The following is a 24,168-nucleotide window of genomic DNA, read 5'->3' on the forward strand; positions in this document are numbered from 1 at the left end:
CACGTAGGTTCGTAATACGTGTAATAAGGTGTCACTTCACTATTTTAAAAATAGCTAATAATGGCACAGTTAAAAAAACGAACGTTTTACTAAGCTTACAGATATAGATTAAAACTCACGAAGTCTTGGCTCTCTTTATCTCAAAAACACTTCTTAAAAATCAAAATTTCAATAACTCATCTAACTGTTGATTTTTAAGATATTATCACCCTGTATAATTCAAAGTGACACTTGGTTACACGTATTACGAACAGGGGCCTAGGAGAGACGCCAAAGGCACTCAAGAAGAAACGCGAGCCCCGCCCGCCCTGCGAAGTACAGCATTGAAGTCAATGGCTAAACCATCACCTGGACGGGACAAAGCCGGATGCCAATCGTCTTTAAAAAACACGATGAAGGCTTTGAGCTTAAGGATTTACTCATCTAATAAAACGTTTTCATGCCAGTTTTGTGAAGATTTGATGAAGTTACCCACAGATTTAGTGGATAACCTTTGTACAAGTCTAACCTGTGCAAGTCAGAGATTTTGTCAAGGTTATGAGAGGATTAAGCTCAATATTTTAAAGCACTATTCTCGTGTAAATAAATATAATCCAGGCTTACGCCAGAATATTCCTACATCGACAAGGCAGTCATCACATCCAGCCTTATTGGCTCTGATTTTTTTTGCTTTTTTTTTCCTGAAAACGACTTTGTGTTATCGAATTAGCACTCTTGCAGCGCTTCTGTCCGCGGCCAAGAAAGAAGACGGGGCAGCCATATCTTTTGTGTTTTAACACATCTCTCTTGTTCAAAGTAGAAATGAATATGGATGTCTTGGATAATTTGTTGGTTAATTTGTTAGTTAATTTTGACGATGAGCCATAAAAAAACCGAGACAAGGAACATAGGCTCATTGTCTCGGTTTCGGGTGTTTGACAGGATTGGAAAGGTTTCGGGATTAGAACGCCGCACAGACAACATGAAATGAAGACCTGGCTATTAAGCTCCGTGTTGCTTCAATGTGCTGCTAACCATAGAAGCCATATCAATGACTTCCATATCACCCATATCGGCAATTAAATTCAGATGAACAAAGATGTTCTCTTTAGAGATATCTTTTATTGTTTTATTACCGCCCATAAACAAGAAGGGGTTGAAGGCAAACAACTCATCTTCAGCCAGTGCGCCATGCGCTTTTAATGCCGATTCAAACATAGGCTTACCGTTTTCACCTTGGGTATTTTCATTCTTCGGTTTCGTAAAGGCAAAAAACAATTCAATACATTTATTCGCTTCACCCTTAGCAATATTAGAGGCGCAGCCTTGCCCAGTGCTCACCCAATGATTCATTGGTGTGATGTCTAATGAATCCCCTGTGTTCTCTCCCCAGAGGTACAGGTCACCCCACGCATTACGAGCAATAACATGGTAAGTATCAAGATCAGGAAAGTCTGTTGGCTCTAAAAACCGCTCTAAGACATCATCATAATCAGCAGGATTCACAATCCAAAACAGTCCATCCATGTAACCTGAAAAACCTATCTCCTGCCAATATTCCAGTAATCTATCGGGAAGAATCCCGTGATATTTTTCAACTTCAGATATCGTCGGAAAACGTTGGCTTGTAGGTTGGCCAAACTTCTCAATGAAATATTCAAAATTATCATCTAACATAAACTTACTTCCTTACAGAGCAGCGCTCTAATTGTATGTTAAGTTTGGCATCTGGCCCGTAGTGTTTAGCTGCTGCTTCAACTTGTTCATCCATTAATTGAACCCGTGATTTACCTTGCCGCGATTTTGATTCGCTGCTCCATTGAGGTCCGATAGAAGAGTTTACACTGGAGTTACCCATTCTTTTGACTTTATCTGCACCGCCAGCGGACATATCCGGGTCATGTAATGCCGCTAAATTCGACATAATTTCATCGGCACGCTTAACCGAAAGCTTTTCAGCCTCTCTTGGTGACATTTTATCTTGATATGATTTCTCTAGAGACGCTTCTAATTTCTTACTAAATTTAGCCCTAAAATCTGCCTGCGCAGGCCCAGTACCTTCACGTTTCATATCCTTAAAACGTTTGCGATTTGCCTGGTATTCTCCAATCGTCAAGTCATTGAGCCCATTCTCTTGATGCTTTAATTGTCTGGCGTAATGGCCTTCTAGTTTCTTTGGGTCACCTTTAAAATTCTTTTTAATTTGATTGCCTGGCTTAAAACAAGGTGCTTTATAAGGTTTCATTCGTACTAACGCAGGATGGACACTGTTACTGCTATCATTTTTATCTTTTTCTCTTAAGTTTAGGTTTGGTGTAGTCGTTGAACTCCGATTACCCAGCGTCAGTTTATTCTCTTTCTTATAAGGGGTAATGTCATGCTGATTATTGATTTTTTCAGCGATTGAGAAATATCTGTCACTATCTCAATCGTGGCCTCAAGGGCTTTGCCGCCTTTTCGGCTGGCCGTTACTGCAATTAAGATAGCCGCGGCCACCGGGCCACCAGCACCACCGGCTAATGTGCCTACTGCAGTACCGCCTGTAACCACCGCGGTATCCATGCCCATCTGTGTCACTTGATAGGCCGACAGCTCTGCGAGCTTATCTTCAGGGAGAGCGGCCAAAATACGCACTGGAAGACTGGCGAGCATCTCACGACTCGTTGGATCGCTCAATAGCAAAATCAACGTTTCCATCGACTTGTTGGCTTGTTTAAACCTTTGATCACCTCTGACTTCCCACTGCTTAAATTTGGCTTCTAACTCTTTGATGTCACCTGTACTAATAGCATCTATCAGTACCGTGATATCAATATCAGCCACCTCCATCAACTCACCAAATTCCCCTAAATTGGGTAGATACTCATTGAATCCGTTGCTCGCCCCTTGTTTTGTTGACTTGGCCAGTCCCCATAACTGAGACAGTGAAGTGCGGTTATTGAAAGCATCACTTTGTGCTTTTAATCCAGCTAGCTTTTCATCCACTGCGGATCTGAAAGACTCAGAGAGTGCAACTATTTCGGTCTGCTTGTCATTGGGGTCTGGTTGGTTTTTAAGGACTTGCTGTGCGACTTGAGTCGCAGTGTCATCCAGAGCGCTGTTAAGTTGTTGGTATTGCACCTCCAGGGCTGACTCAGCTTCGGCTTTTTCAGCTTCATCACCGAACATAACTTGCGCAGGGTAATTAGGCCCCCCTTCGACCATGGCCCAGCCTTTTTCACTGAGCACGCCTTTGATGACGGTATTGCCAGGGTCGCTAAAAATGACGCTATAGGGCACATTACTGGCATAGGTCTTTTCACTGTCATCGTAACAAAGCTCAAGTTCTAGCTTAGGCGGTGGCTTAGCAAAGTTATCACTAATGAGAGCTGGCTTAGGTTTACTTTGCGCCTCCTTTATTCGCGATGTGTCAGCGATATACTCCAGAGGCGGCGAAGGGTGTAGGTTGCCATTATGGCAGTATAGAGTGAGCTACTGCCTGCTGACTCAAAGCGCCGGGTTAGCTGTGACAGTGTTTGAGCACTGATACCATTACCGTATGATGAATTAGCAAGGGGATGGCCTTGTTCCATGGCAAAAGCTGGCGAGGTGGGTGTATCACTGAGCACTACGCTCTCACCTTGTTCCAAATCGCTTTTTACTTTGTCCAGTGAGCGGCCTGAAGGGATAATGGCCTGCCAATCACTGTCGCTAAGGCTGGATAAATCTGACTCAATGAGTGCCGCATCATGCAGCATTAATGAATCAACTGAGGCTAAACGTATCGACATACTGCGTGACTTCCTGTTACTGCATGGTAAATCGTTCTATATAGAATTCTCAGCATGCAGCAAAAAACGCACCAAGATTGTATCTTCAGCGTTTATCTGGATTTCAGTGTTGAATTGGGTGCTGCTGGGCAAGAAATGGCCCAGCTATTTTGAAAGGATTGGTGACTCGATATTTTATGCTCTTTTACTCTAGCAGAATTTGAGGCATTAACCTGCTAGCGCCTCACTTCAGCCTCAATTCGAGTTTTTACTAATAGCATCAAAACAACCTCCTCTGCTTCCTCGCCACAAACGCCGCCCTCTGCTCAGCGATAATTTGACTCACGCGGCGTTCGGTGAGGCCGTAGTCACGGGATAGCTGCTCTAAGTTGTTACCTTTGAATTCACGCCAAATACGGATATCACGCAGGGCATCCTTGAGGCGTTCACCATTGGGAAAAGGTCTCGACCACCAAGATAAGTACTTAAGGTGGTGGCTAAGGCTTCGCTGATAACCAGAGCATTCCCGTCACTGCAAAGTTTAATGCCGTAAGCTAGGAGTTAATGTTATCGCCAACACGCTGTTATTTAATTGCTTATAGTATTATTTAACAATCCATGGCACATTTAATGTTGGTTAATTAGAAGGAGTTCGAGTTAATGAGTTCAAAAGATTATACGACTAGATTTGACAGTCCTTTGGTGAAGGAGTTCTGTGCATTACGCTCACAGGTTGGCTGGGGGGATACGAACCTGGAAATGGCGCAGAAAAGCCTAAACAATTCTTTATTTCATGTGGGGGTCATGCACTGCAATCAGTTGGTAGCAATGGGACGTATAGTCGGAGATGGTGCTATGTACTTTTATGTACAAGATGTTGTCGTACACCCTGAATATCAAGGGCAAGGGCTTGGAAGTATAGTCATGGAACATTTAGAAAAGTACTTGTCTCAAGCAGCTTATAAAGGTTCAACAGTAGCTCTACTGTCAGCAAAAGGAAAAGAAGTGTTTTATGAGCGTTTTGGCTATACTCAACGGCCAAGTGATCACTTTGGTAATGGTATGAGTAAATTCCTTTAGACTCCAACCTCACTCAGTGTGATAAACGTTATGGTTAGCTTCTTTACTTTAAAATTTAACTGCCATCCATTTTTCAATAAATGATATTCAGCTTTCTCCAATATCCATCATTACCGTAATACGAACCACATATCTTAGAGCTTTAGATCTAGCTAGTTTTTGTCCACAAACGTGGTAAAGCAATATCTATTGAATTGTGAACACCAAGGGACTTTGTGCTACGTAGGTGGTTCATTATTATCTGCATAACTCGTTCATCATAACCAGATGCCACCAATGAAACCCTTTCAGTCCCATCTGGCTGCATGGTGTTTATCAAGGCTTTCATCTCGATGTTATCAAGGGTTCCAAAACGATATAAAACGTCATCTTGACAGCCCTGAGAGATGGAGAACGGCGGTAAACCGGATAGTACAAACTCCCTATCTAAGCCATCTTGGATAATCTTTATTAAAGCGTAATAAGAGGCATTGTTTAACTGTTTTATATCACTTTAAAACCAACTATCGAGCACTATAACCACCATCGATTGGAATATCTACACCAGTTAAAAATGATGTATCTGATTCTATGATAAATTTAATGTATTGAGCAATCTCATCGGGGGAAGAAACCCTTTTGACTGGATGAATTTCCGCGATATTTTCCTCTCCAACTCTTCTCTTTAATAGAGTCAAAAAATTTGTATCTACGGCTCCAGGTGACAATGTATTTATTTGAATATTTCTTTCTGCATATTCTATCGCAAGAGATTTAGAGAGTGCGACTATCGCAGCCTTTGAAGCTGAATAGGCGGAACTGCCTGCTAAACCGCATTGAGCCAAAACAGATGCTATGTTTACAATTCGACCACCGCCAATAGAATTCATCATATCAATTTCATTCATCATCATCAGCGTAGTTCCGCGAAAATTGATATTCATGACTTTGTCAAAGTCTCCAATTTCTGTGGCTGAAAATGGGATATTTGGGCCAGGTATACCTGCAGCATTTACCGCATGGCTAATATTAATTTGTTTTGCTTTTAAATCATCAAAAACTGCTTTAACCTCTACTTCATTGGAAATATCACACTGGTAGGTCAAAACACCCATCTCTGCGAATCCGATTACCTCCTTATCCACCAAGATTATATTTGAATATATGTCTTTATTTATCGCTTGATAAGTTGACTTTCCGATTCCGTTTGCAGCACCACTAATTAAAATACTCTTCATAACCCCTCATAAAATCCATAACTAAGAAAGTAAAACATACTAAAAAACTAACTAAAATTTAGTTGATTAAGACTTAAACCCTTGGAGTTTAGACTAAAATTAAATATCAATGTGGACTTTTTGGAAGAAGTGAACCTAAGATAGCCGAGAAAGTAATACATATGTTATAGATAGCATCATTAATAGCCAAACAGTTAAAAACGCTCATATTGTTTCGAAGTAATTGATACAACTTTATTATTTTCAATTGTTACAACAACAAGGTAGAAACCGCCAATAGAGCCTTTTAGCTTATAAGTTAACACTTCCCGCTTTACTGAATCACCATCTTGACCCTTGTCTATTGCTACTTTTTCTACATCTGCAGAAATTGGTGAACCTGCGAGCATTATGATTTCAGATTTACTTTTACCTATAGTTAACAGCTTGCCATTTTCTAGGCGGAAACTGCTATTGGCATTTGCAACCAAAGAGAAAAACAAAGTAAATAAAATTATTGATAAATTCAATTTTTTCATAAAGTTACTCTATACCTAAAATGTTTACAACGTCCAAATAATGGACAATAAATGACTTACCCACATATGGATGGACAAAAACAAACTATTTATTCATTTCGTTTGATATTGTCTAGTAAGTTTAGCAAGTTAATTACTACAGTTAAATATCATTTCATTACCAAAACTAGGTTTATTTTACACAAACCCAACCTAAATACTCTTCTGAGCTTACAGGCGTTTCATTTAAAAAAATTCCTGACTCCTATGATTGCAACAGAGTCCCTGCTCGATAGTAATGAGCTGTCACGGACTCTGTTAGGCCACAACATTTAAGGAGAAGTGAAGGCTGAACACATCGATAGCCTAGATATTTATAACAATATTTCAGCTTTGTGAGTTGATAAACGTAAACCTAGTTTCGGCATGTAATTGGCGGTCGATTAAATGAAGCCATTTTCAGAAAAATCTAACCTGGATTCAGCATGTCAGAGTTTCGTAATCGACGAGTTCAGCCAGTATTATCTCAAGATCTATAATGAAAACAGGATCGATTCTCCCCATTCTTTCGACGTTCATAATGGTAGATATCCCGGTTAAGTATTTATCGGAATGAACAACCTTAGATATCGATGAGATATCCTGTCTAGATATTTCAGCAACACTCAAAAACTCACCGACCTTAAACCCCTGAACACTGCCATTATACTCAGTGATGATCATATTATTTTCATGCTCACCAATGACATCCCTATACCCCATCAAACCTCTGAGGTCGATCGCCGAAATCGATGTGCCACGTATACTAGCTTCAACGTTGATGCAGCGATGTGGCGTCCGCAGAGCTCTAAACAGAGGTTGCCTAACAACTTCTCTGACTTTTTGAGTATCTATACCAAAAATTTGTGTCGCATTTAGCCTAAACAATAACAGTTCCAATTCGTTCTCACGAACTGATTGAGTGCGCTTAGCGAAAGTATTAAGTACTTTTTCCATATTTATACTCCAAATATAATAGCGAGCCCTTTCGTTACACATTTCAACTGAAAAAAAAGATTAACGTAACTAGCCTTACGGACAGCTACACGAACAGAAAATTGAAACTAAGAAAGGGTTGGGAGTGGGTATATTAGGGGGAAATGAAGAAATTCGGACGGCTGGTACTGGCTCAATTTATAATGAACCAGCCCTAAAAGAAGAAGTGATTAAAGCGCTTAGCCAGCTTGAAAATACTGGCAGTCTTGAAAAAAGTGCCCTTGTCATTTACCCAATATTCACAGTAGCTCGTCAGTTCTTGTAATGTATATCATTAACTATGCCGTCTAAATTTTTCCTTACCCATAATGACTTACCAAATAATTTCTTACCAAAAACAAATTTTAAGCTATTACTCCTGCCCTATCATCTACTTCGCAACTGAGTCGATAAAAGAGTTTTACTCGACATTCTCACTAGCTATATTTTTGACATTGAGGATTGCTCTAAGTGGGGTAAAACCCATGATAAAATACTCCTTCCAATCAGCCAAAGACTCCCAGCCTTCAGCAGAATCAGAATCAGAATGTTTTTCGATCAATCGCTTCACACTAGCTCTCCAAATCAGATACTTCATCTTTTGCTCCTATTTTACAACCACCACAAACTAAATGAGATACAACAAATACCTGTAAACCTGATTAACGTGTAATGTTAAATGGCTCGATATCAAAACCTCTACAAATTAAAAACTAACCGATACTTACTTTTACCACTGGTATATTACAAAATAATTTTACGTTCACAAGTAATATTTAAAAACTAGAACATACTCAATGCACATATGATTTTCATTGCTTCCCCCTAACTAACCCCCCTTTTAAAATATTATCAAGATTTTGATGATAAACATCCATTTACAACGAAGAACAAACAAGGGAATTAACATTGGCGCATCAAATGAATCCAAGTGTCACAATAAACTTTTGATTGACACCTCTTCCTCTTAGGTATTAATTTAGATATAGATTTTATTTAGACATTGTCATTTAAAATTTATACAAAAGCAGATGGTGGATTACTTTATTTATTATTGAAAGGAGTTTTTATGGATAAAGATTCACAAGAGTCAGTATATTGTTCTGCTTGCTTTCGTATCGTTCCCAACGGAAGGCGTGTTTGCCTTAATTGCTCTGAGCCGCTTCTACCAGATAAGGTAACAACTGAGCATAGAAAAACAAGAATTCAATGGTTGTTCAGGTTTGGGGTGGCCTTATTGATAACTGCATACTTATTCGATGAAGCTATGGTATTTTTCGGGTTTTCATCATGAACGCTCAATATATTAAAAATTAAGCTATTTGTTTGATGTTATATAACTTCACTAAGGAACCTTACTATGCAGCAAACAAAACTCTACGGGGATAAAATCAGTGTTTCCGGAACTTTTCCAAAAGCTGGTACTCAGGCCCCTGAATTCTCTTTGTGCACCATTGACCTAGAGGAGATTAATCTCAGCAGTTTTGCAGGGAAAAAACTGCTGTTAAACATTTTTTTAAGCGTAGATACGCCCGTCTGTGCGACTTCGGTTCAAAAATTTAATGAACAAGTTAACGATGATACCGTCGTATTGTGTATCTCTGCGGACTTACCCTTTTCCGCCTCGCGGTTTTGTATTTCTCAAGGTTTTGAAAATATAACAATGGCCTCTTTTTTCCGCTCTCCTGAATTTACTGAAGATTACGGTGTTAATCTTAACCAAGGCCGATTTAAAGGACTGGCTAGCCGTGCCGTTATTGTTATTAATGAAGAGGGGTTAGTGTGTTATAGCGAATTAGTCAAAGACATCAGCCGAGAACCCAACTATACGGGAGCGTTATCAGCTCTGGCGAACATTAATTTCTACTAGTCCACCCAAAAAGATTGGTTGATGATGAAACAAGGAGTTGTTAGATAATTCAATATCCAGAAAGTATTTAGTTTATTTAACAGTATGTAATACAAGAATTTTTATTCACCATAGGATAGCTAACATACCTGACAAAAAAAGACTATCTAGATAAGATAACGACTTTGGTAGTATTCTGTTAATGTGATGGCACAACTAATTATACTCCCACGTTCTGAGAACAGTTAAAAATAAGGAATTCATGATGAGAATTTTGATTGCTGATGATGACCCAGTAGGTATTGAAGTTAACAAAAGGCTCATATATTCTTATGTTAATTTTAATTCAATCAATAACGCCTACATAAAAACTGTATCAAACGGGTATGAAGCTGTTGATAGTTTCAGGGAGTCTCTCATAGCTAGGGAACCTTTTGATTTAATTATGCTAGATCGCGGAATGCCATGTTTTAACGGAGAATATGCATTAAACAAAATACGCCAATTAGAGCAGCGTTCAAACTATAGAGTAAAGCCCTGCCATATCATTATCGTGACATCCAGAAGTCCAAGCGGAGATATCTTAACCATCTCAAATCATTGTGACTCATACCTTTTGAAACCAATTTCAGTCCCCGCTATTTACAAAATACTAGCTAATCAGACTGAGTAAAAACCAGTTTATGTGGCACTTTCGCAGCTATGTCTTAAGATTTAGCTGTATCTCTATCAACTCCAAGCAGGAATTATGACGAGTTAAAAGTGTTTATTTTAATGATGATAGCCGCTTTAAAAACTAACTATTTAATTAAAGTGAGTATTTTTTTAAATTCCACCGCTCGACAATCCTTCACTAATTCATATAAGCACATTTCTACCCCCGAAACATCGATACCTCGATTAACTAGCTTAGTTATTGCTAAATTTTTGTTAGCGAACGTACGTGAAGAAACACTGTCACAGACTAATTGCACTTTAAAACCGAGTTGTTGCAGGTGCAAAGCTGTTTGATAAACACAAATATGTGCTTCAATACCACAAATAAGCCATGTATCTACATTTGCTTTGCGTACCGCTTCCATAAACTGAGGCTCTTCGCAGGCGTCAAAAGTAAACTTGGAAATAGGGCTTTGATCTGCTAACAAGATACTTAGTTCATCTACTGTCGAACCAAGTTTATCTGGATTTTGTTCAAGCCAAATTATGGGCAAACCAAGAACTTCTGCGCCTTTAATCAGCTTTTCACAATTTGAAACCACAGCTTCACTGTCATGAACTAACCCAGCCAATTTCCCTTGTATGTCGGTGATAATAAGCCCTGTATTTTCTTTGCTTAACATACAATTCCTCCTTAAATTTTAACCTTATAACCCAGTTTAAAGCGGCTAGAAATAATTGGCTAGGCTTGGTACCCACGAATATGGAACAAAGCCATATATGGTCACAAGGAAATTGGATAATCGATACTACCCCCTCTCAATAATAACAATTGAACTTGTCGCACCAGTGTTGCACCCTTGTTAACTTAAATCTAACCCTTCAGTTTCAACCTTGATCAACACAGGTGTAACCAGTTGTTTTAAAAACAATCATAGCCATATCCTTACTTATTTAAAGTACGCAACCCGCCAGATTCGTTAACATTATATTAAAGAGTACCCCTTTCGCACTATTGATAATTAAACTCATTACCATTAACATCTCGTTTTTTTAAATTGACCAAGACAAAGGTTAGTAAAATGAACAACACGTCAACATTGATAAAAGCAATAGGATTTAGCATATGGGCTAGTAATGCCTGCGCCGCAGCAATGATATTAGAATCCAAGCCAATTGCAGAATCGATTAAACTCGATGGTCTGCAGGAGTCCGTTTGGGATCGAGCCAAGGTATTAAATGTTGAGGTCAACGAAACACCTTACAAACCAAGCAATGGTTATGATGGTATAAGCGAAACCCAAGTCGAAGTGCGTTCCGTATATGATGCAAAACATATTTACTTCCTTCTACGTTATGCCGATCCAACAAAAAGTTTAGCGCGTTTTCCTTGGGTCAAACAAGAAGATGGCAGCTGGAAACAGATGATTAAGAAAGATCAGACCGGCCATGACAATACCTATTACGAAGATAAAGTGGCACTCATTTGGAATATTAATCAAAGGGGGTTCGCTAAAAAAGGCTGTGCTAAATCTTGTCACCTTCCTGAAGATGGATTGCTAGACGGCATTAATGATACTTCTGCAGGTCGCCATTACACTAACCCAGGTGAAACACTCGATATGTGGCATTGGAAAAGTGCCCGTACCAATGTGGTATTTAATATGGATGACCAATATATCAACTCCGACCGTAGTGAAAGCAAATCATGGGGTCGTCACGGCGATACCAATACGGGAGGGGGTTACAAAAATAACCGTAATGCCGATAAAACAGGCCCCGCTTACATGAATACACTTTCCAGCAACGAACATAAATACTGGATATTAGATTCCATGCAAACCAAGTTTGTCGATACCTTTAAACCAGGTGATGTCATTGGTGGTGTTGTGGCTAAAGCTTATACGGGTTCTCGCGCCGACATTACTGCCAAGGGTGACTGGAAAGACGGTTACTGGACACTAGAAATCAAACGTTTACTCATCACAACGGGTGAGAAAGCTAATGAGCAAGATGTACAGTTTACTGATTTATCTAAAAGTTATGCTTTTGGCTTAACGATATTTGATAACAGCCAAATCAATCACCTGTTCCACAAAAGAGCAATCAAGCTGAAGTTTAAATAACATAAATAGCTTTAAGCGCCTGCATGGGCGCTGTTTATTTTCTAACTGCAGTGGAATAAAACCATGTTTATTACTGGGGTAAAACCCGCCCCAACAAGCGAGAAACAACGCTTTTTAAAAGCATTAATGCATCGCTTATACTTTGTGACTAGCTTAAAATTCTGGTTGGCCATAGTCGCGCTAATAGGTTTGCTGGCTTGCATGACTTATCAGTTTTTCTTGGGCTACAGTTACGAGTCAAACGAAACCACCAATGAATACTTACGCTTTGCCCGAGCCAGTAGTTACGCCATTTTAGTGCTATTAGCTGTGTTAACTCTGCCCGTCATGCGTAATAGCATTACTTTTATTCGATCTAAATCCATTGCCAAATATTTGCCTCTGAATAAAAATCGTAGATTACACCATTACCTCGCCCATTTATTGATCTTGCTGGTTTGCATTCATGCCAGTCAATACTTGTTTTACTACGACAGTTTAGAACCTGACTTTGCCGATATCTTGTTAGCTAAGGAAAGTGATTTGGTCCGTAGCATGCAAACCACTATGTATGAATTTGTTAGTGAAGATGAGTCGATAGATCTCGTGGCCAATTGGATAACACAGGGCGCCAGTCATGATCGTTACTTATCCGAGATTAAGCCCCTTTTAAAGGAAGACTGTACTTGCTGCCACAGTAAGGGCTCATCCCAAACCTGGGCAGTACCAGATCTGAGCTTAACTCAATATAATGAAGTATTACGCTGGACCGACTCGGGACTCGCATCCAAGCAACTTAAAATCAATATCAGCGGCTTGTTAATGTTTATAATTATCCTATTGATTTGGGTGATGGCCCTGGACGTGATACGCAAAAGGGTCTTCCACCATTTTCAAAAAATTCACCGCTTAGCTTACTTAATAGTGATGTTACTGTTACTGCATTTACCGCTTAATAGCGCTTGGTTAGTACCCGCTTTAGTGCTGTTAGTATTAGAAATTTACCAGTCTCGTTATCGCAATGTCTATAGAAACTGTCCGGCACAAATCACCCCCTTGGACAAAGACGTGGTGAGGTTAACCATTAACAGACCCGAGCGCTTTATCATCAAGGTCGGATATTATGTACTGATCCGTATTCCTGGTATTAATAAACACGAATGGCATCCTTTTTCATTGACTGGACCGCGTCCGTCGGAGCTGCAACTGGTGCTCAAAATTCGCTTATTAGGCGATTGGACCAAACAATTAGCGGAACAAGCAGAGCAATTAAATAGTGTCGATGTAAGAGGACCCTTTGCCAGCCCGGCAACGATGACTCAGCACAGCCAACACTGTTGGTTGATGGCAGCCGGTATTGGTATCACCCCTTTTTTAGGCATACTACGCCAACACGCATTACATACTAAGCAAAATAAACAGATCCAAGTCTTGTGGGTGCTCAAAGAACGACAGCTATTAGATTGGTTAAAGCCATTAATAGTGTCGATGGCGCAACAACATAGACTCAAGTGCAATATCCAGCTGTACTTGACCTGCGATATTGGGTCCATACAGTTACCCGACTGGTGTCATCACCTGCCGGATAATGTATCTATCAAATTGACGACTGGGCGACCTAACTGGTCTGAAATTAGCGCGCAGATGGGTGACTATGATATTAAACCCGACTGTTACAGCTGTGGACCTAAGTCCTTTAGCAAACAAGTCGCGCGTTTATGTCGTCGCCATAAGTTAGGTTTTATAGAAGAGCAATTCTAAATCTATGTTCAATGTATAAAAAAGGGCGTTGGCTTCAGATTGAAGAGTCTTGAAGTCAATTTTTGATTAGTCGCCCCTTGCTAAGTCACATAAACGTTAAATGCTCACACTACGCCCTGTTGGAAAGTATTCAAGACGGTCACCGAGCACGCCTTTGAGTATTGCGTACGCTTTCAACCCCGTACAATGACCAGTATATAGCTTATCAATGGGGTAACTGAGTAATGCTTCACCAATTGACACTATGTCTTCTTTACTGCCTCCGATGCTGTTAAATAGAGGAAGGCCTACCAGATGAAAACCACCCACCACGGCTTTGATACGCATATTTGGAAATAACTGCACTGTGGTCTCAACCATATTAAGCACGCCACTATGAGCACAGCCGGTAAAGATAATTAAGCCGTCATGCTCTTTCACTATCAGTAGTAACTCATGTTCGAATGTATCTGAGTCACAATCATCCCCTTTTTTAGTAAACAGATACTTATTTCCCTCGGGCCGTGGGTATTTATTACTGATTTCAGTGACGATGAAAATGTCAGGGTATATTTCCGTAAACGTGTTGATAAACTTGAATCGTTGAGGCGATTGGCTAAACATGTTTTTATTGAAGCTGACATTACTTCTGAAACCAAAAGCCTTAAAGATATATTCAGTGTCTTCACAGTCTCGAAAATATACTGGGGCTTCAGAATTACGTGCAAGAAAATGTGTCACACCATTACAGTGATCATGATGACGATGTGATATCACAGCTGCATCGATATCTTGAATATTGATGTTAAGTAATTCGGCATTGTCACAAAAAACTTGGCTATTGCCTGCATCAAACAATAATTGTTTACCCATTGTTGCGGCATGGAAGGATAAGCCTCGTTCAACAGTAAGATCGGCTCTATTATCGAGCCGGGTATTTTCAACTAAAGCTGTCAGTTGCATCATATTCCTCTGTCATAAATTATCTCTGAGTATTCCCCTCCCCCAGTGAGAGGTAACACCGTAGCATCAATTTCTTGCGTGTTGACTTAGGTAGAGGGAATAACTCCCTTTTCATATGAGATAATCCCTTTGGGTAATAAATACCAGCTGGGATTTTCACTGACAAAAATATGCATAGTTGGTGCAAAACTCGTGTCTACTGAAGCGCCTACAGGCTTCATTTTTAACTTAATAATATCAGGGCTCTGGGGGTTATAGTGATAAATTCTTGTTCCGCATTGAGGGCAAAATTTAGCTCTATTCTCATTGCCACTCTCAGCTATACGGCTCCATTCCTTCATTTCACCAGTAAACTGGATAGTATGCTGTGGCACGACCGCTGTAACACTAAAGGGACTAGTTGACAGCTTTTGGCATTCCTGGCAGTGACAAGCTATGACTTTTTGAGGTGGGACAGCTAACTCATAACTGACCTGGCCACATTGACAAGAAGCGCTAACCGGGTATTGCATATAGACTCTCTCCATTACCAGTGAACGCTAACTGTAGCGATGTCACAGTGTAAAATATTGGCTGGGATGATGTTTGAAGCAGCGTACCACTTAGCACTCTACCTCTGCAAAACCTAACACAACCCTATGTGCAACATCGGGTTAAATAACGTAAACTTTACTTACCGACTAATCATGATTAGTCAATTTTAAAATAAATGTTAACCGCTCAACCACTGAAGTTTTTGGCACCTCGATCAAGCTATAACCGAACTCTTGGTAGGCGCTGACCATATGTTCGTAGGTAGTCATAGCCTCTTCAAATTCCTGCTTACGCTCCGTATCATTCGAATAAATGGCTTCCCAGGGGGGGAAAATAAAAACATTGGGATTGTATCTCAGTGTTTGACAGCCATTGATTAATTTTTCAGATACCGTCAACTTCTCTAGTGTAGAGTAACCATAGGAGTCAACAATACCGCGATCAAAAAACACCCGATGAGTGGAATTTTGATAATGATGATGAGCTAGCATTTCTTGCCGCACCATTTCATCACGAAATGCCAATTTGTTATTCCAGGGTAATGCAGCGCCCTTTTGAGCCACTTGAGACAGGATCACTTGTCGTCCCACTTCATTCGTGCAAAGAAACCCAGAATCCATCAACGCATTTATCACACTTGTTTTTCCAGAACCTGGGCCACCGGTGAACACAATGAAATTATTCACATCTATCTCCACTTGTTGAAAAAATTAAAGTAGTAACAAAAGTTATTGTTAAACCGATTAAGCACGAACAACTTAAAATACCACGCGTTGCTTGCCCTACTCCCTAGATTTCAGCAATAACAAAAGCCCCCAAGCCAATTCCATTTTTAACGCAAAACCCATAGATTGATGAGTACATGACGTCAACTTTGAAGAAGCCTACAACTTCATCATCAAACTTGATCACATGAAGGTGAATCGTATCGCTAGCCTCAGCAAGGAACTCTTCAGCTGTACCTGTAAACTCCAGCTGTTCTTCCGCTAAAGTTACTTTAGCAATGCTTTAACATGCGAACTTGTTAGTTTTTCAATTGTAATCATTTTTACCTCAGTAATTATTAATACATAACGCTTTATACCGATTGCTATCAAACCTTAATCGAAGAGAGAACATAGCCCAGTACAGACGCCGCTGCGAGTTTCAAGATGAGAATGAGAATGACGATGAGATACTCTTCGAACGAGAGGCGGGCTGGCATTAGGTATTGGTTCAGGTATGACCTTCAATACCTGAACCAACACCTTTTGAATCATAGCCAAAATGCAAGCTAATTGGTTTTATCGGCTGCTTAGAGGCTAGACAGGTAATTAACCAGTTCAGCCAACTCTTCTGGCGTCCTGGATTTAGAACCTATGAGATATTGACCATTAACCAAGAGTGAAGGAACCCCACGGATCCCAGCTAATTGAGCTTGAGTATCATAATTAGAGATGGTTAATTTTGCATCCACCGAATTCATCGCTTCTTCCACTGCATTTGCATCGGCTCCTTGCTTAACGAAGAAGTCCTTTAGCTGTTCGGGTCTGGTAAAGGGCCCCTCTTTTTCGTGAATACGCTTAAAAAGGTTGCCATGAACTTGGCGGGTCATCTTAAGTTTTTGTGCAAGATAATACGCTTCTTGGCTTAAAATCCAGCTTGGGCGACCCGCGCCTACGGGAGTTCGCTCAAAATCAATTTTATCGCCGAGGAGCTCGACCGTTTCTTCGAAAATAGGATCTTGGCGATAACAGTGTGGACAGTTATAGGAAAAAAACTCCCTCACTATTGGTGATGTCACCTCTGGGATCCCTCTCACTTGCACGTAATCTACGCCCTCGACAAAGTCCTTTGCTTCGACACTATCGCTTATAACAAAACTCGCCATGACGATAAATAAGGCTGTAAACGACCACTTAAAAACACCCATTACATCTCCTTAACTCTTTATAAAATCTAACTATAAAATCTAGCTATGATATTTAAGTACAAGCTCTAGCGAGAAAGCAAGTTACAAGACTAACAGTAAATCTAATCAGCACTTACCCAACATGTCTAAAGGTGAGTCATGGCGATAATGAAAGCCTAACTCCTTGGTTATCTTACTACCATCTATAATTTTTTCGACTTGAGGCTCAGTCCCAAAAGTCGGTGCCTCTAATGACAAATGCTCAGCCGCTCGCCTATAAAAATCAGCTCGTCCTGGATGACCCGAGGCGCAGAGATTATAGACAGGCGATATTGTTTCACTAGACAGCAAACTGGAAACAGCGCCGATACAATCATCGAGATGGACTAAATTGACCGCTGCATCGGGCCCGGACAAGTCTTTCTTTCCCGCAAGAAAACGTCCTGGATGCCTAGCGGGCCCAATCAGCCCCGAGAACCTGAGCACGCAGGTAGGATAATCTTTTGAGAATAGGCTTTCGGCCTGAAGTAAAATGTCGCTCGATGGAGAGTGAGGCGAAGCATCACTCTCCATCATTGACTCTCCCGTAGCTGGATAAACTCCGGTGGTACTGATGAATATGACTCGCTGGTATGCATGGTTGGCCATCAACGACTTAAGATATTCCAGTCGATTGAGATAAGCATGGGGAAGCTTTCTTATGGAGGGAGGTATATTGATCACTAGGGCATCGGTATGCAGAGATGCTTTTAACTCTGATTTGAAGCTTGATTGTAACGCTTCACCATTCTCAGATAACTGATCGGCTTCGAGACATTGACCATTAAACTCATGATTATCGAGATCTAAGCTAAAACCCTGGATGCCATCTATTTGCAGCTTATTGGCAGCCTCACACTCTCTCTTACTGCCACTGACTTGATAGCCCAGTTTGACAAGATGTTTAGCTAAGGGGAGACCGAACCAGCCACAACCGACAATACTCACTGTGTTAATCTTCAAGCTGTAAACCTATAGTTGAAATCGACTCATCACATCATAGAGTGAACGCAGCAGATTAACTAGTGGCTAACTTGGCACACCACTGAAATAAAAACTGATCCCCATATCGGCCTGCAACGCTCTCATTGCGCCTTCCGATAACTCCTCTAGCTTTAATACCTTCTCGATGAATACTTCTTCCTTAATCAAAAACCGTAAAGCCGCTTCACTGCCATCGGGTTTACAAGCCCAAACTTGGGGTTGCTTAACCTCTTTGGTGGTCATCATCACCTTACCCACAGACTTGTCTGTTAATTCGACTATGGTGCCAGGTGGGTATATTCCCAATATTTTCACCAATACGGCTATTAAAGCCTCGGAATGTTTTCCGGCGCGATTCTTAAACAGGTAACCTAAAGCGACTTGAGGAGAGCGGACACTTTCGGTCCAAAGTTGTCTGTCATAATCATTAGCCAGACTCACAACTTGAGTCACCATGGGTATCTTATTACCTTTGAGACCATCTGGATAACCAGTACCGTCGATAAACTCATGATGATGAAGCACAATATTTAATACAGCTTGATCATATAGTCCTGATTTATTCAACATGTCATAACCGAAATTCGGATGCATTTTCATAAAATTGGCTTCGTGATCGGTCAGAGTCCCTTTCTTACGGCGAATAATATCTGGGACTTTTAATTTACCAATATCGTGATACAAGCAGCCTAAGGCAATATCTCGCATATCAGATTTCGACATATCCATCGCCTTGGCAATCATCAAGGCGACGACGGCGACTGAAATTCCATGTTGTGTCACGCTAGCATCCGACTCCCCAGCACTCACCAAGGCTAAAAATGGCGTGTCGATTTCCAACATATTGTCCAACATCTCTTCGACTAATGTCACCGAACTGCGATAGGCGCCTTCTGGATCGCTGCCTATTTTACTGAAAGCCGCTCGACTCTCATTCACACATTGAACAAATCTCTGTTGGCTGAGGCGAAGCGATTTACGTATAAGAGACTTAAGATCCACCTCTTTTACCACTTCTTCAACGACTTCCTCGACGACCTCTTCAACCTCTTCGGGCATTAGCTCTTGTCCGGATAACAAGATCACATAGGGAACCCCTAGACTTTTAATCAGTTCTATTTGCGCTTCTTCTTTAATTTCGACACGATTAAACAGGAAAGGATGATTCTTCCACGAGAGAGGTAACTTAACAGTGAGCCCTATTTGTAACTTGGATAGGGGTAGATGTATCTCTTCGGCTTTAGCCACCCAATAAAACTCCTTTGCAACGTCCTTCATGACCAAGTGTTCCAGTTAAATGGTCAGACCCCATTTCAGTCCCAACTAACAAGTTAAGTATAATACTTTTACTGAAAACCCACTGAACTTAATGACATAACTATAGAGCAATAACTAAAAACCTTAAGTAATTAATGGAAAAAAATTGTAAAAAAATGCGGTAAATCACGGCTAGGTCCAACTTATGACCCAAAGTTTACGTGAATACTAGTTAATTACACCAAGCGACATCACTTTAGCCCCCTATTACAGAGTAAATCACAGCTAATTCAATCTGCTAACACTCAAGCAAAGAACAAGGTTTCACATTAGTTGAAGACTATAGAGCGTGAACGGCTTATAAGCATAGGAAATAACTTATAACAAATAAAGAACAAATAAACCACAACCCAAACATTGTATACAATATTCTTCATGCTATAGTTAATTCGTTCTTTAGGAACATGTGGACACCCCGAACACATCGACTTAAAGAGTGTTGCTGTCAATTGTCCTTAATGTCAGAGCTAGTATCTAATCATGCTGTCACTTGCTGTTGAGAGTAAGGTAATAGATTTGACAAGGTATTTGTTAACATTCCTGGATCGAAATACAGTTTAGTAGTCTGTACTTCTTCTCTTACTGAATAGTAAAAGTAAAAGATCTTTAGGCGCTGCCCATGCAGCGCCATTTTTTTGCTTAAATTTTACAGATTGAACTTATTTGGAGGTTTTTACTGCTAATTCAGGCTTACTCACCTGGTCATCCTCGTCATTATTCCAGTCCGCAAAATAATGGGTTAATCGCTTGGACTTAAACAGATAAATCAGACTCCAGAATAACAGCAAACCATCCAGCCCTGTACTCCAGCTATAGAGGTAATGAGAGTTAATCGTTCGCTCGAATAGCAAGGCCCCGTCTATGACCAGCAGTAAGAGCAAGATCCACTTGAGTTGAGCAAACACGGGTCTGAGCCAATGAGGTTTGCGTTTACGCTCGGCGATAACGACACCATAGATGAGTAAAGCACCAAAGCCTGCCACTAACGCCATGATGAAATCTGACTTCTGTGGATAAAACATAGCGACCAAAGCAGCCCTATCACTGGCTTGTGTCAATGATGCGATAAAGATACACCAACCACGAGCAATAAAAATTAATATGAAGTATAAATACAAGGGAGGCTTGATATGGCCCTTATCATCGAGCCAGGTAATATTACTGAAGTTCACGCTTTACCTATTGTGGTCTTTTAGAATGTCCTAACACTGATATGGTGCCAAATAAGCCTTTTTCAATGGCCTACCGATAAAGCATAAAAAACGCCATCAGAGATGGCGTTTAAAATTATGGGTGAAACCTAACAGGTATTTTTATCCACCAAGCACGGCAAGCAAGCCTTCCTCGTCCAGTATCTTGATACCTAAGTCCTGCGCCTTAGTCAGTTTAGAACCAGCCGCTTCACCTGCTACTAAACAGTCAGTATTTTTAGACACACTCCCCGCAACCTTAGCGCCCAACGCCTGCAATTGAGCCTTAGCATCGTTACGATTCAGTTGCGTCAAAGTGCCAGTCAACACCCAAGTCTGTCCCTTCAGCGATAACGCCTCTTCCGCTACTTCTTCGATAGCGGGCCAGTTCACCCCAGCTTCGATAAGCTTATCAACGACCTCTAGATTATGAGGTTGCGCGAAGAAGTGAGTTAAATGCTGAGCCACGATAGTACCGACATCATCGACCTTGATAAACTCCTCTGCATTCGCCCCTTTAAGCTTATCTAAGCTCTTAAAGTAATTAGCTAAGTTAGCCGCAGTAGCTTCACCTACTTCTCTTATTCCCAGCCCGTAGAGGAACCGAGCAAAGCTAGTTTGCTTGGCGACTTCGATGGCGGCAACTAAATTAGTCGCCGATTTAAGCCCCATTCTATCGAGCATGGTGATTGCCGAAGCCGATAGCTTAAACAGATCGGCTGGACTCTCTACTAACTCCTTATCGATAAGCTGCTCGACAACCTTGTCTCCCATACCATCGATATCTAAGGCTTTACGAGAAGCAAAATGCTTGATGGCTTCTTTACGCTGAGCTTCGCAAAACAGTCCACCAGTACAACGGGCAACCGCCTCACCTTCGATGCGCTCGACTAAACTGTCACACACGGGGCATGTTTTGGGAAATTCAATCTCACTGGCATCATCGGGGCGTTTCTCGGCCACGATAGCTACGATCTGCGGGATCACATCGCCGGCGCGGCGAACGATCACGGTATCTTTAATTTTAACGCCCAGTCTGGCGATCTCATCGGCGTTATGTAACGTCGCATTCGATACAGTGACTCCACCGACAAAGATTGGCTTCAATCTGGCTACAGGTGTCACGGCGCCAGTACGACCAACTTGGAAGTCGACCCCTTCGAGTAAGGTCATCTCCTCTTGTGCCGGAAACTTAAAGGCTGTTGCCCATCTTGGTGCTTTAGCAACAAAACCTAGCTTGAGTTGCTGAGTAATATCGTCGACCTTAATCACTACGCCATCGATTTCATAGGCCAATGCACTGCGACGAACCATGATATCGGTGTAATAAGCGATAACCTCGCTGACGCTAGCACATTGCTTCACCTCGGCGCTCACAGGAAAGCCCCAAGATTTAAGTTGCATCAACTGACCATAATGATGATCGGCCAATTCCCAGGTTTCAGGTTCTACCACACCTAAGGCATAGGCATAGAAACCCAGCGCTCTGCTGGCGGTGATCTTACTGTCTAATTGGCGCAAGCTGCCCGCTGCTGCGTTACGTGGATTAACGAACTCTTTCTCGCCCTTGGCTCTGGCTCGCTCATTGAGTGAGTCGAACGCTTGCTTGGGCATGATCACTTCACCGCGCACTTCCAATAGTGGCGGAAAGTTATCGCCGCGTAGCTTCATTGGAATAGAGCGTATGGTTCGCACATTCTCAGTGATGTCTTCACCAGTTTTACCGTCGCCCCGTGTCGCTGCACGCTCATACACACCGTCACGATATAAAATACTCACAGCCAAACCATCGAGTTTGGGCTCGCAGCAAAATGTCGGCGCAGTTGCGGTTTTGTCATGAATTCGATTATAGAAGGCTTCAAATTCTTCATCGTTAAAGACATTATCCAGACTGAGCATAGGTTTAAGATGTGCTATCTGATTAAACTTAGCCAGGGGCACACCACCCACTCTTTGGGTCGGTGAATCCGGAAAACAGTATTCAGGATGATCAGTTTCCAGCACTGCTAACTGTTTAAGCAGGCGATCATATTCAGCATCCGGAATACTGGGAGCATCATCCACATAATAACGATAATTATGGCCGTTAAGGGTATCGGTAAGCTCGGCTATCTCTTGAGCGACAGCTTGAGTATTTAGTGGAGTATCATCTTGCATCTTGTCATTTTGCATATGTAGGTCCAGATAAGCATGAGAAAGGCCGCGTTCGCGGCCTTTCTAAAATCAATGAGTCTGCAGGTTTGTTTAGGGCAATTGAATTCGAATACGCTGCAGGTAGCTTTGTTTAGTCGTCTCGCTCCAAGCATCACGACCGCCATCGAGCACTTGACCACCTAAGTCATCGGCGAGTTGATGGGCAGAATTAAGCATAATCGAGAAATTCATCAGAGGGTCGCCATAACAAGGTAGCGTCATAAATAACACCACACCTTCTGTGCTGAACTGTTCCATTTCATCTGGGTTGAAAATACCAGGTTTCACCATGTTCGCCAGTGAAAATAGCACCTTGCCTGTGCCCGCATTGTCTTCATGGCGATGGAAAATACTCATATCACCAAACTTAAAGTTAAGTGTTAGCAAGCTAGGTAACAAGTCTGCACCATTTAGAGCATGACCTTCACCGGCAACAACATGCAACACCAACACATCTCTTGGCTCGGCTAACGTCTCAGTGTTTTGCTGGCTCTTTGGTTCAACCTTAGCCTGAGGCTCTGGTTCAACCTTAGTTTGAGGCTTAGGTGCCACCTTTCTTCTAGGCTCAGTAACGGGCGTAGCATAAATAGGTGATGCAGTTTCAACTTCAGTCTCTAACTGAGCACTACCGGTCTCAAACTTAGTACTTCCAGCCTCAAACTTAGTATCGGTCTCAAACAGAGAACTTTGAGCTGGCGCCGCTTCCTGCCCAAGCCCTAGCTCCATTTGATTAAGATCGTCAGATTCCTGAGTTTGACCAGATAATACTGGCTCTTGTCTCTGACGGCTCATCTTCTGTTTCGGCTGATCTGACAACGAAAAGTCACTCTCGCTCTCAATTGCCATCTCGACCTCAGTTTGGCCCAATGACTCAGTTGCAGTACTGAATTTGGGATCACTGTTTATCGAGTCAGAAACACTCGGATCTGTTAGAGCTTCGTCGTCTTCACTCTGTTCGCTTTTACGGATCCTGACTTCACCAATTCCATCGGCATCGAAACCTTGAGAGTCCCTGCTTGCGGACTGATCTTTATAAAACCCGGACATGGGGTTGTCTTTTAATGATTTAGGTTGTTGTTTTCTAATGGACCAAAAACCATGCACAAGTACGGCGATAATAGCTATTGCGCCTAAAACGAATAATACAAGTTGCAAATTTTCCATTGGGTA

General features: G+C 41.4%; 25 protein-coding genes. 6 read left to right on the forward strand and 19 right to left on the reverse strand.

Going from position 1 to position 24,168, the window contains the following annotated elements; translation table 11 throughout:
- Positions 1-981 precede the first annotated feature (981 nt).
- From sps_RS17210 to sps_RS28900, 5 genes are all read right to left on the reverse strand, one after another.
- Complete coding sequence (locus sps_RS17210) at positions 982-1,656, reverse strand: GAD-like domain-containing protein (protein WP_077753636.1); 675 nt, start codon at positions 1,654-1,656, stop codon at positions 982-984.
- A 4-nt stretch (positions 1,657-1,660) separates the two neighbouring features.
- Entirely contained in the window at positions 1,661-2,224 is a 564-nt protein-coding gene (locus tag sps_RS17215; RefSeq protein ID WP_077753637.1) for a polymorphic toxin type 15 domain-containing protein, read from the reverse strand.
- A gap of 98 nt (positions 2,225-2,322) precedes the next feature.
- Entirely contained in the window at positions 2,323-3,258 is a 936-nt protein-coding gene (locus tag sps_RS17220; RefSeq protein ID WP_077753638.1) for a hypothetical protein, read from the reverse strand.
- A 116-nt stretch (positions 3,259-3,374) separates the two neighbouring features.
- Positions 3,375-3,749: a hypothetical protein gene (locus sps_RS17225; protein ID WP_077753639.1), complete on the reverse strand. Its 375-nt coding sequence runs from the start codon at positions 3,747-3,749 to the stop codon at positions 3,375-3,377.
- Positions 3,750-4,008: 259 nt separating this feature from the next.
- Complete coding sequence (locus sps_RS28900) at positions 4,009-4,158, reverse strand: Mor transcription activator family protein (RefSeq protein WP_335695451.1); 150 nt, start codon at positions 4,156-4,158, stop codon at positions 4,009-4,011.
- A gap of 230 nt (positions 4,159-4,388) precedes the next feature.
- Here sps_RS28900 and sps_RS17235 point away from each other — a divergent pair, with 230 nt between their 5' ends.
- Positions 4,389-4,808, forward strand: a complete 420-nt coding sequence (locus sps_RS17235) for a GNAT family N-acetyltransferase (RefSeq protein WP_077753640.1) — start codon at positions 4,389-4,391, stop codon at positions 4,806-4,808.
- A 503-nt stretch (positions 4,809-5,311) separates the two neighbouring features.
- Here the strand turns inward: sps_RS17235 and sps_RS17240 are convergent.
- The 3 genes from sps_RS17240 to sps_RS17255 form a co-directional block, all read right to left on the reverse strand.
- On the reverse strand, positions 5,312-6,025 hold the full coding sequence (locus sps_RS17240) for an SDR family NAD(P)-dependent oxidoreductase (protein WP_077753641.1): 714 nt from the start codon (positions 6,023-6,025) through the stop codon (positions 5,312-5,314).
- Between the two features lie 194 nt (positions 6,026-6,219).
- Positions 6,220-6,543 (reverse strand): DUF2845 domain-containing protein, encoded by a 324-nt coding sequence (locus sps_RS17245; protein WP_077753642.1) that lies wholly within the window; start codon positions 6,541-6,543, stop codon positions 6,220-6,222.
- Between the two features lie 459 nt (positions 6,544-7,002).
- Positions 7,003-7,518, reverse strand: coding sequence for a chemotaxis protein CheW (locus sps_RS17255; RefSeq protein ID WP_169915800.1), 516 nt, complete (start codon positions 7,516-7,518; stop codon positions 7,003-7,005).
- A 124-nt stretch (positions 7,519-7,642) separates the two neighbouring features.
- Between sps_RS17255 and sps_RS17260 the strand changes: the two genes are divergently transcribed.
- On the forward strand, positions 7,643-7,822 hold the full coding sequence (locus sps_RS17260; protein ID WP_077753645.1) for a hypothetical protein: 180 nt from the start codon (positions 7,643-7,645) through the stop codon (positions 7,820-7,822).
- Between the two features lie 135 nt (positions 7,823-7,957).
- On the opposite strand, the gene sps_RS28525 is transcribed toward sps_RS17260, so the two are convergent.
- On the reverse strand, positions 7,958-8,134 hold the full coding sequence (locus tag sps_RS28525) for a hypothetical protein (protein ID WP_169915802.1): 177 nt from the start codon (positions 8,132-8,134) through the stop codon (positions 7,958-7,960).
- 762 nt (positions 8,135-8,896) lie between these two features.
- On the opposite strand from sps_RS28525, the gene tpx reads away from it, so the two are divergent.
- Positions 8,897-9,406: a thiol peroxidase gene (gene tpx / locus sps_RS17270; protein WP_077753647.1), complete on the forward strand. Its 510-nt coding sequence runs from the start codon at positions 8,897-8,899 to the stop codon at positions 9,404-9,406.
- A gap of 241 nt (positions 9,407-9,647) precedes the next feature.
- Positions 9,648-10,058, forward strand: coding sequence for a response regulator (locus sps_RS17275; protein ID WP_077753648.1), 411 nt, complete (start codon positions 9,648-9,650; stop codon positions 10,056-10,058).
- 127 nt (positions 10,059-10,185) lie between these two features.
- On the opposite strand, the gene sps_RS17280 is transcribed toward sps_RS17275, so the two are convergent.
- Entirely contained in the window at positions 10,186-10,725 is a 540-nt protein-coding gene (locus sps_RS17280) for an isochorismatase family protein (protein WP_077753649.1), read from the reverse strand.
- A gap of 399 nt (positions 10,726-11,124) precedes the next feature.
- Here sps_RS17280 and sps_RS17285 point away from each other — a divergent pair, with 399 nt between their 5' ends.
- Together sps_RS17285 and sps_RS17290 are read left to right on the forward strand one after the other, a co-directional pair.
- The gene (locus sps_RS17285; protein ID WP_077753650.1) at positions 11,125-12,168 is read left to right on the forward strand and encodes an ethylbenzene dehydrogenase-related protein; all 1,044 of its coding nucleotides are present in this window, start codon (positions 11,125-11,127) and stop codon (positions 12,166-12,168) included.
- Positions 12,169-12,231: 63 nt separating this feature from the next.
- Positions 12,232-13,908 carry an NADPH oxidase family protein gene (locus sps_RS17290; RefSeq protein ID WP_077753651.1) on the forward strand — a complete coding sequence of 559 codons (1,677 nt, stop codon included), beginning with the start codon at positions 12,232-12,234 and terminating at the stop codon, positions 13,906-13,908.
- Between the two features lie 96 nt (positions 13,909-14,004).
- On the opposite strand, the gene sps_RS17295 is transcribed toward sps_RS17290, so the two are convergent.
- The 9 genes from sps_RS17295 to zipA all read right to left on the reverse strand — a co-directional run bounded on the left by sps_RS17295 (position 14,005) and on the right by zipA (position 24,162).
- Entirely contained in the window at positions 14,005-14,853 is an 849-nt protein-coding gene (locus sps_RS17295) for an MBL fold metallo-hydrolase (protein WP_335695432.1), read from the reverse strand.
- 83 nt (positions 14,854-14,936) lie between these two features.
- Positions 14,937-15,377 (reverse strand): GFA family protein, encoded by a 441-nt coding sequence (locus sps_RS17300; RefSeq protein WP_335695433.1) that lies wholly within the window; start codon positions 15,375-15,377, stop codon positions 14,937-14,939.
- A 153-nt stretch (positions 15,378-15,530) separates the two neighbouring features.
- Positions 15,531-16,070, reverse strand: coding sequence for an AAA family ATPase (locus tag sps_RS17305; RefSeq protein ID WP_077753654.1), 540 nt, complete (start codon positions 16,068-16,070; stop codon positions 15,531-15,533).
- 608 nt (positions 16,071-16,678) lie between these two features.
- Entirely contained in the window at positions 16,679-17,296 is a 618-nt protein-coding gene (locus tag sps_RS17310; RefSeq protein WP_077753655.1) for a thiol:disulfide interchange protein DsbA/DsbL, read from the reverse strand.
- Positions 17,297-17,401: 105 nt separating this feature from the next.
- Entirely contained in the window at positions 17,402-18,277 is an 876-nt protein-coding gene (locus tag sps_RS17315) for an SDR family oxidoreductase (RefSeq protein WP_077753656.1), read from the reverse strand.
- A gap of 66 nt (positions 18,278-18,343) precedes the next feature.
- Positions 18,344-19,546: an HD-GYP domain-containing protein gene (locus tag sps_RS17320; protein WP_077755740.1), complete on the reverse strand. Its 1,203-nt coding sequence runs from the start codon at positions 19,544-19,546 to the stop codon at positions 18,344-18,346.
- A 728-nt stretch (positions 19,547-20,274) separates the two neighbouring features.
- Positions 20,275-20,787, reverse strand: a complete 513-nt coding sequence (locus sps_RS17325) for a DUF2919 domain-containing protein (RefSeq protein ID WP_077753657.1) — start codon at positions 20,785-20,787, stop codon at positions 20,275-20,277.
- A 141-nt stretch (positions 20,788-20,928) separates the two neighbouring features.
- Positions 20,929-22,977 (reverse strand): NAD-dependent DNA ligase LigA, encoded by a 2,049-nt coding sequence (gene ligA, locus sps_RS17330; RefSeq protein WP_077753658.1) that lies wholly within the window; start codon positions 22,975-22,977, stop codon positions 20,929-20,931.
- A 72-nt stretch (positions 22,978-23,049) separates the two neighbouring features.
- Positions 23,050-24,162 carry a cell division protein ZipA gene (zipA, locus tag sps_RS17335; RefSeq protein ID WP_077753659.1) on the reverse strand — a complete coding sequence of 371 codons (1,113 nt, stop codon included), beginning with the start codon at positions 24,160-24,162 and terminating at the stop codon, positions 23,050-23,052.
- Positions 24,163-24,168 lie beyond the last annotated feature (6 nt).

This window comes from Shewanella psychrophila (genome assembly GCF_002005305.1).
In the GTDB taxonomy this organism is placed as follows: domain Bacteria; phylum Pseudomonadota; class Gammaproteobacteria; order Enterobacterales; family Shewanellaceae; genus Shewanella; species Shewanella psychrophila.